Below are 6464 nucleotides of genomic sequence, written 5' to 3' on the forward strand. Positions count from 1 at the left end.
ATTACTTAGCTTACATGTATGCGAAAACTCCTGAAAGATGTACAGATGCAAAGGACTTTATCTTACAAAACATGTATGAGGAAGAGCTTGCTGGTGACCGTCACACTGATTTATTAATCCGTTTCGCTGAAGTTTGTGGAACAACAAAAGAGCGTGTAGAAGATCCAAAAAACATGGTTGCAACTACAAGAGCATTACAAAGCTGGTGCTATGCAGTAGCGATGCGTGAGAATTTTGTTGTTGCGACAGCTGCATTAGTAGTAGGTCTTGAATCACAAGTACCAGCAATCTATCGTAAGCAAACTCCAATTCTACGTGAGCAATATGGATTCACAGATGAGGAAATTGAATTCTTCGATTTACACATCGTATCTGATGAAATTCACGGAGAGCGTGGATACAAAATTGTACTAGAATACGCAGATACTCCAGAGCTTCAACAACGTTGTCTAGAAATCGTACGTGAAGGAGCAGATATGCGTCGCATGTATATGGATGGCTTATACCAAGCTTATTTAAAAGAGGATCTAGAAGTAAGCGTATAATAAGTTTGTCATAGATAAAAGGGCAACCCTTCTCTTACTGGGTTGCTCTTTTTTCTATTTAAAATTAAGTTTCAATCATACAAATTATCTATTTTTTAAAGCAAAATTAAAGATGTTTATTTGTGATAGGGATACACTAAGTGGTATAATTTGTTTAAGCATCTTATTTGTTAGTAAACATAGATAGGTAATGACATACGTCAGATTCATCTTAGATATAGTACTAATTGTTGTGGTAAAGATTACTAATCGTTTATACTAAGTTTACTTTGTATACAATGTACGGGGAGGGATTTTAGATGGATGTTTGGTCGCAGGAAGAAATGATACCTATTCGGGAACGGGCATATCGTTATTTAAAAAATTTAATACTAGAAGGTGAATTTAAGGCTGGAGACCGGTTAATTGAACGAGAACTAGCAGAAAAGCTGAATATTAGTAGAACACCAATTAGAGAAGCATTGTTTAGGTTAGAATCACAAGGTTTTGTGGAAACAGTTCCGCGTAAAGGAGTCGTTGTTTCCAAAATATCAACAGAGGATATTATCGAAGTTTTTACTATTCTATCTTCGTTAGAAGTTCTAGTAGCTAAATTAGCAGCGCAAAAAATGAGTGAAAGTACACAAAAGGAATTCGATAAATGGATTTATAAAATTCAAGCAGTTCTTGATGGCAAAGACGACTATGATATATCAAAACTTCATATCGAGATAAGTCATGTTCTTTATCAAGCAGCAAAGAGTCCGAAATTGTATGAGATGTTAGTAGATTTAATTGACTATATACGTGCCTTTGCTAATATCGGTCATAAAATGGAAGGGCGAATGGAAGAATCAATGAGAGAGCATTTGCACGTTCTAAAAGCTGTAAGAAACCAAGAGGTAGAGATGGCAGAGAACTTAACTAAAATTCACATTGAAAATTCGAAAAAAGCGTTTATTGACTCGATTAAAGCAAACAAAAAAGAAAAAGTATAGATATAAGATTTCTAAAAAGGGTACTAAAAAAGTGAAACCTACACTTTTTTAGTACCCTTTTAGTTATCAGCGAAGCCGTTGTCACTTTAATAAAATGCACTCAATTAATTGCACTAGTTTTTACGCCTTCCATTTTTATTGAATTTTCTAAAAATATATATTGAGTAATCATTGCGGCTGTGGTATATTGTATACCAATAGAGATAAGTATGATTACTATTCTACATGAACCGAGGAAAACATTAACCAGAGTAAATGAGTACTGATGACTATTTTTAGGGGGAATTGAAATGATTTATGTTTGTCAAAGTCATGTTTCTGAAGGTGTAAAAATGCTACGTGTTCCGCATGTGAAAAAGGTTGATCACGAAGCAGGTTGTTTAATTTGTAAGAGAAGAGCTTCATTTGAGGTTTACTACTATAAAGCTGGTAAACGATTTAGTAAAGTAATGGCACCAAAACAGATAGCAAATTAACTTTGGTTTAGAAACCGGAGGGGAAACGAAACTATGATTATAGTTGAGGATGTTGAGAAAAGAATTGACCAGTTAAATATTAAAATCCCTGAACTACCAAAGCAATCTGGAAATTATTTATTGGCAAAGCAGTACGGAAATCTATTATATATTAGCGGCGTTACGTGTAAATGGGACGGAGCTATTCCTTACAAAGGAAAAGTCGGTGAGCATATTTCTGTAGAAGAAGGCTATGAAGCAGCAAAAATTTGTGCAATTAATCATTTAGCCGTCATTAAGTCAATGACAGGTGATCTTAATAGCGTGAATAATATTATTAAACTAGTTGGTTATGTCAATTGCCATGCTAACTTTGGAGAAATACCTAAGGTAATAAATGGAGCTTCAGATCTTCTAATAGATGTATATGGAGAAAGGGGCAAACATGCTCGGTGTGCTGTAGGAGTTAACTCACTCCCAGGAACAGCATCAGTGGAAACGGAAATGATTGTAGAATTAAAATAAAATGGTAGAGGATGTTGCATTTGAGCCTGCTGAAAAAGTGTGTTTTTCACTATTTTCCGCAGGCTCTATGTAATGTGCGAAGCCGTTGCCTCTTTTTAAAAGCTTGCTACGAGTGGTTTTCTCGTAGCAAGCGCGCAACGTGCGGAGCCATTACCACTTCTTGAGGTAACTATCTTGGACTTTTTCAGCAGAATCGTTGCAATGCAACATTCTTTTTTTTTGTTTTAAACGGAAGATGGCTTCACTTATTGCCTATTAGGTAAACAGACTATTTCTAATAAAAAAAAACCACGCTTAGTTAAGCGTGGGCAATAGCAATACGTTCTAATCTTGAGTCATCTGAGTTCGGTCCTGATAATTCTTCTAGTTCTTCTCGTGCAGCTTCTACAGAGTCATAGCCTTCAAAGAACTTAATAGGAATATGGTTCACATATGTTACGCCGTTCTTTTCTTCTGTTAATGTAATTTTAATATCATCACCAATTACTTCAGCAACTGTGTACTTAGCTCTTAGTTGGTTAAAGAAATAATACTCGTACGTTTCAATTAATCTAAGACCCTCATTATTTAATGATGTTTGGTACTCATCCCTATTTGTTAAAACAATATACTTTGCCATTTACATTCACTCCTTAAGAAATAGTTTTGTAAACTTACTTAAATAGTAAGAGGTAAGAAATCATGCATCATATTGTATTTTGTATACCATATAATAATAGTGTAAAGAACAAAACAACAATAGTCAATACATTAATTAGAAATTTTAAAAAGTTTCAGAAAATTGAAATTAACAATTGATTTAGTGTGTAAACATACTTTATACTATTTTTATAGTACAAATAAAATATTAAATAGAGAGGTGATAATATGCCACATGTAAAGCTTCATAAACATGATGACATTTTTGAAGGAGATGTAAAACAGGATGCTAATCTAGTTGTTCTAGCGGGAATCAAGCAATTTCCACATCCGCATTTATCTTATGGCTGTGGTATGGGGAAGTGTACAAAATGTGCTACTATCATTGTAAATGGAGCTGAAAAGCTGAACCCTCCGAACTGGAAGGAAGAAAAGATGCTAGGTGATAAATTGAAAGAAGGCTACCGTTTAACGTGTCAATTGACTATTTCAGACGATATTGAATTAGAACAAAAGTAATTTTTTATAAAGTTCTATGGTATACAAAAGACTGTATACAATAAGTTTCGTTTATTACGACAGTAGAAACAGTGTCAGGTTTTATTCCGAACTAGTTTTCAAATGAAAGATAGTTCGTTAGTATAACAGTATACAGTATACCAATTGAAAGGAGGGAACTCAGATGAATGCATATCTATTAACCGATATGACATGGGAAGAAGTAGAAAGGGCATTAGAGACTGTTGAAATTGCTATTATACCAATTGGTGCTCAGGAACAACATGGTCCTCATATGGCAGAAAGCTGTGATTCCGTATTAGCAACTGAAATGTCTAATCGACTTGCTGAAAGACTTTTTCCTCACGCATTAGTAACCCCTACGATTAATATGGGGATTTCACCACATCACTTAAACTTCCCAGGAACCATAACTCTTAAACCTAGTACATTACAAGCAATTTTAAGAGATATGATCGAGTCTTTAAAACACCATGGCATTAAACGCTTCTTATTATTAAATGCTCATGGCGGAAATCAATCAACATTAAGTGTTGCAAGTACAACTTTATCTCAAGAATTAGATGTACAAGTTTACTTTGCTAAAACCACAGCTTCAGCAAAAGAAGCGATGACACGTAATATTGATTCACCATTGTTTGGCCATAGCTGTGAAAGAGAGGTTTCTGAAGCTTTATATTTAGCTCCACACATTGTAAGAAGAAACTTACTTACAAAAGGAGATATTCAGGAGGAAGGAAGGTGGAAGATGCTTCGACCTGGCAAGCCATTACAAGGGTTCTATGCATATGAAGAAATGACCCGAAATGGATGTATTGGTGATGCGACAAAAGCTAGTGAAGAGATAGGTAAAGAAATCGTAGAAGAAGCGTTAACACGTTTAAGTGAGTCGGTTCGACTGATTATCGAGCAGGAAAATACCATTAATAACTTTCAGAATACTTAATTTATTGTAAGGGACAAATAACAGAGCTGACGGTTCAATTAAACCGTTTAGCTTTTAGGAGGTTCTTGGCATATGGAAGAAGTAACGTTAATGGCATCACACTGGATATTCTTAGCTGTGATCCTAGTGATTTTTACATTTATGATACTCAGGCGTGATGTTGTACTCCCTTCGATCCTTGGTATTTTTGTTTTAGGATTAATTTTCAGTGCTGGAAATGGTCCTATAAACACGGTAATCGGTGGTTCTCAAGTTGTCTTCGGTGGATTTTTGAATGCTGGTGTAGAATTATTTGATATTATGCTTGTTATTGCTTTAATGGTTGCAATGTTAAAGTCATTGCAATCACAAGGAGCAGACGTCTTAATGATTCAACCAATGAAAAAGTTAATGGTTAACCCATCAAGTGCATTCTTTATACTAGGGGGCACAATGTATGTAGCAGCTACATTCTTTTGGCCAACGCCTGCTGTTGCTTTAGTAGGTACTGTGCTTATACCAGTGGCTATGAAAGTAGGTTTACCAGCATTAGCAGCAGCTGTTTCATTAAACTTATTTGGACATGGTATGGCTCTATCAGGTGACTTAGTTATACAAGGAGCAACAAGATTAACTTCAGCTGCAGCTGGTGTGGACTCTTCAGCAATCTTGCCATATACTGCATTATTTTCATTACTTGTAGGTGGTATTGCTATCTCAATTTCTTTTTATACTATCCGTCGAGATATGAAGAGGGGCATCCTAACAAGTGATGCAAGCAGTACAATATTAGATCAAGATAAGAAAGCGCTTACAAATAAAGGTAATAAAGAAGAAATTGCTGCTACAGCTGAGGAAGCAAGCTTTCAGCATGGGAAATACGCACGTTTCTTATCGATACTCGTACCGGTTACATTACTTGTTATTGTCTCTCTAATGATTTATCGCTCATTTTTCGACCCAGATAATGCAATTCGAGGTGGAGCAGCAACATCATTATTAGGTGGTACCGCTGTAGTTCTACTAATTATTTCATCTATATTAAATGAAGGAAACAAAGCAATCGAGGGAATTGTTAGTCATTTACGAGAAGGTTTCTTCTTTGCTATTAAAATCTTTGCTCCGGTTATTCCAATTGCTGCATTCTTCCTACTAGGACATCCTGGACATGCGGAAACGGTATTAGGAGAAGGAGCTCCAGGATTTCTATTTGATTTAGGCTCATCAATGGCACAATATATTGATGGTAATACGATTACATTGACTTTCGGTATGGTAGTTATCGCTATTTTATCTGGTATGGATGGTTCAGGGTTCTCAGGGTTACCGCTAGTAGGTGCATTATCTGCGGGACTTGGTGGAGCAGCAGGTGTTGATATTGCAGTATTAGCAGCACTAGGTCAAGTTGCAGCTATTTTTGCAGGTGGTGGTACATTAGCAGCATGGGCATTTGGTGTAGTAGCAGATGCTGGGATTGCAGGGGTAAAACCAGCAGACATTGTAAGGCGTAACTTTCTTCCAGTTATGATAGGACTGTTCGTAGCAAGTATTGTTGCTATCCTTTTACTCTAAAATATCTATTAATATCAAATGTTTAGAAAATTTATAAAATACTGTTGACATAGTACTAATCTTGTTTTAAGATTAGTTTAAGTTCAAATGGTATACCAAATACAAAACACAAAATACTAAACTAGTTTTGAAAGGATACCAAATAAAAAAACGTATAAATCTGAGGAGGAAATACAAATGACAGAATTATTATCTCGTGAAGAGTTCAGAAAAGAATTAGAGGAAGCAATTAAAGGAAATCACAGTGAGGCAGCACCTTTTACAGTAGCATGGGCGACTGGGAAATTAACAAGAGCGCATTTTGCAA

8 protein-coding genes are annotated in these 6464 nt (G+C 35.6%); 7 read left to right on the forward strand and 1 reads right to left on the reverse strand.

Annotated elements, in window-relative coordinates; all coding sequences use genetic code 11:
• The 4 genes from CD003_RS21355 to CD003_RS21370 all read left to right on the forward strand — a co-directional run.
• Positions 1–545: TenA family transcriptional regulator (locus CD003_RS21355; RefSeq protein ID WP_096203289.1), on the forward strand; the 545-nt coding region annotated here is incomplete at its 5' end.
• Between the two features lie 299 nt (positions 546–844).
• Positions 845–1522 carry a GntR family transcriptional regulator gene (locus CD003_RS21360; RefSeq protein ID WP_096203290.1) on the forward strand — a complete coding sequence of 226 codons (678 nt, stop codon included), beginning with the start codon at positions 845–847 and terminating at the stop codon, positions 1520–1522.
• A gap of 290 nt (positions 1523–1812) precedes the next feature.
• The gene (locus tag CD003_RS21365; protein WP_096203291.1) at positions 1813–1998 is read left to right on the forward strand and encodes a hypothetical protein; all 186 of its coding nucleotides are present in this window, start codon (positions 1813–1815) and stop codon (positions 1996–1998) included.
• A 33-nt stretch (positions 1999–2031) separates the two neighbouring features.
• Positions 2032–2502 (forward strand): RidA family protein, encoded by a 471-nt coding sequence (locus CD003_RS21370; protein WP_096203292.1) that lies wholly within the window; start codon positions 2032–2034, stop codon positions 2500–2502.
• Positions 2503–2800: 298 nt separating this feature from the next.
• Here CD003_RS21370 and CD003_RS21375 read toward each other — a convergent pair whose 3' ends face one another.
• Entirely contained in the window at positions 2801–3121 is a 321-nt protein-coding gene (locus tag CD003_RS21375) for a hypothetical protein (RefSeq protein WP_096203293.1), read from the reverse strand.
• 248 nt (positions 3122–3369) lie between these two features.
• On the opposite strand from CD003_RS21375, the gene CD003_RS21380 reads away from it, so the two are divergent.
• The 3 genes from CD003_RS21380 (at position 3370) to CD003_RS21390 (ending at position 6157) form a co-directional block, all read left to right on the forward strand.
• The gene (locus tag CD003_RS21380) at positions 3370–3660 is read left to right on the forward strand and encodes a 2Fe-2S iron-sulfur cluster-binding protein (RefSeq protein ID WP_096203294.1); all 291 of its coding nucleotides are present in this window, start codon (positions 3370–3372) and stop codon (positions 3658–3660) included.
• A gap of 163 nt (positions 3661–3823) precedes the next feature.
• Positions 3824–4606: a creatininase family protein gene (locus CD003_RS21385; RefSeq protein WP_096203295.1), complete on the forward strand. Its 783-nt coding sequence runs from the start codon at positions 3824–3826 to the stop codon at positions 4604–4606.
• A 72-nt stretch (positions 4607–4678) separates the two neighbouring features.
• On the forward strand, positions 4679–6157 hold the full coding sequence (locus CD003_RS21390; protein ID WP_096203296.1) for a hypothetical protein: 1479 nt from the start codon (positions 4679–4681) through the stop codon (positions 6155–6157).
• The last annotated feature ends 307 nt before the right edge of the window (positions 6158–6464 follow it).

This window comes from Bacillus sp. FJAT-45350 (genome assembly GCF_002335805.1).
In the GTDB taxonomy this organism is placed as follows: domain Bacteria; phylum Bacillota; class Bacilli; order Bacillales; family NISU01; genus FJAT-45350.